Raw genomic sequence first — 1,411 nt, 5'->3', positions numbered from 1 at the left:
TCCGCAGCCATGTCCTGCTGCAAATGGCTGGGGTGGAGCTTTAAGGTAGCAAACGAAGGAATGTTATCTCAAAACTTGCACCTATACTCCCCCCCTCAGATTTATGCAGGGGAACCACTGGAAAAGGGCTGCCGGTTTCCCGTTGGATGACAGGGGAGATGGACACAGCAGCCCAGTCTCTGCTCTCCAGCATCCTGGCTCTCCTGCCAACCCCTTACCTCCAAGCTTCCCTGAAAGCCCTGCTCTTCCTTCTGCTCCGAGGCCACGGCAAGGCCAGACCCCAGCACGCCGGGACCAAATCGCCCTCCGCCCTCTCCCGCTTCCTGAACCGCTACCCCTGGCCCACCCGCGCCCTTATCCGCCTCGCCAGGAAGGAGGCCGAAAAGGCCCTGGACGGGGCCAGAAGGAGAAGGGGCCCCAAACCCAGGCTCCTGGTGGTCCTGGACCTGGTTACCCTAGAGAAGCGAGGACGCTTCCCCCACCTCCCCCTCTCCTTCTTTCACGGTCAATGGGGCCTTCACCTGGTGCTGGTGTATCTGGTCTACGGCCACCTCCGCATCCCCTGGGCCTACCGCCTCTGGCGGGGGAAGGGACAGAAGAGCCTTTCCCTTTTGGCCCTTCGCCTTCTTTCCTCTTTGGGGCCCCTACCCCAAATGAACCGCCCTGCCCCCTTGGTTGAGGAAGGCCTTCCGCATCCGGGTGGTAGCAGACAGCGCTTTCGCCACCCTCCCCTTCCTGGTGGGGGTCAGGCGGATGGGCTTTGAGGCGATCGTGGGGGTACGCCGGGACCGAAGGACAAGGGAGGGCAAGCGTCTAGAGGACCTCAGGCGGTTGGGGGGCCAGGTCTACCTGAGGGGACTCCCTTTTCCCGTGTGGGCCTTCCGGTACCGGTACCCTCTGCCTGGGGGAAGGTGGGAATGGAGGTACGGGGTGGCCACGTTTCCTGCCACCTCCCGCACCCTGCTTTTGTGGGGGAGAAGGCGGTTCACGATTGAGCATTTTTTCCGAGCCATGAAGAGCGAGTTTTCCCTGGGGCAGTTTGGGCAGCGGAGCCCTCTTGGGGTGCACCGGTTTTTGGTGCTTTCCCTCCTGGCCTATCTGCTGGCGCACTGGGTGCGGGTGGAGAGGAAAGACGAGGGGCTGACCTGGCGGGAGAGGGCGGGGTGGGCGGCTCGTCTCTTGCTACCCGAGCTGGTGGTCCAGGGGGCCCTTGGGGAGCTCCATGCCTTGGGCCAGTGGCCCCCGGGTGGGGGAGCAGGGAGCACATGTTTATGCAGGATATGCGGGAGGTGCAAGTTTTGAGTTATGGCCGAGCACAGCCAGCTATCTGGCCAGGAGGGGAGGGGGCAAGGCCCGAGGGAGACCTAGGAGGCCCTATGCCTGCAGGAAGCCCCGAGGATACAAGGTTCTG

General features: G+C 63.2%; 2 protein-coding genes. Both read left to right on the top strand.

Going from position 1 to position 1,411, the window contains the following annotated elements; translation table 11 throughout:
- Nucleotides 1-158: 158 nt before the first annotated feature.
- Complete coding sequence (locus DK874_RS12135) at nt 159-764, top strand: hypothetical protein (RefSeq protein ID WP_439144811.1); 606 nt, start codon at nt 159-161, stop codon at nt 762-764.
- Nucleotides 700-1,302, top strand: coding sequence for a transposase (locus tag DK874_RS12130; RefSeq protein ID WP_439144810.1), 603 nt, complete (start codon nt 700-702; stop codon nt 1,300-1,302). Before DK874_RS12135 ends, DK874_RS12130 begins: the two co-directional genes overlap by 65 nt.
- The last annotated feature ends 109 nt before the right edge of the window (nt 1,303-1,411 follow it).

It is taken from the genome of Thermus caldifontis, assembly GCF_003336745.1.
GTDB lineage: Bacteria > Deinococcota > Deinococci > Deinococcales > Thermaceae > Thermus > Thermus caldifontis.
Note: the sequence above shows the minus strand (reverse complement) of the source record. Positions and strands in the feature narration are given on the sequence as shown.

Bases quoted from the DNA above. Each gene is read 5' to 3' on its own strand.
- DK874_RS12135 (WP_439144811.1), top strand. From the start codon at position 159: ATGGACACAGCAGCCCAGTCTCTGCTCTCCAGCATCCTGGCTCTCCTG.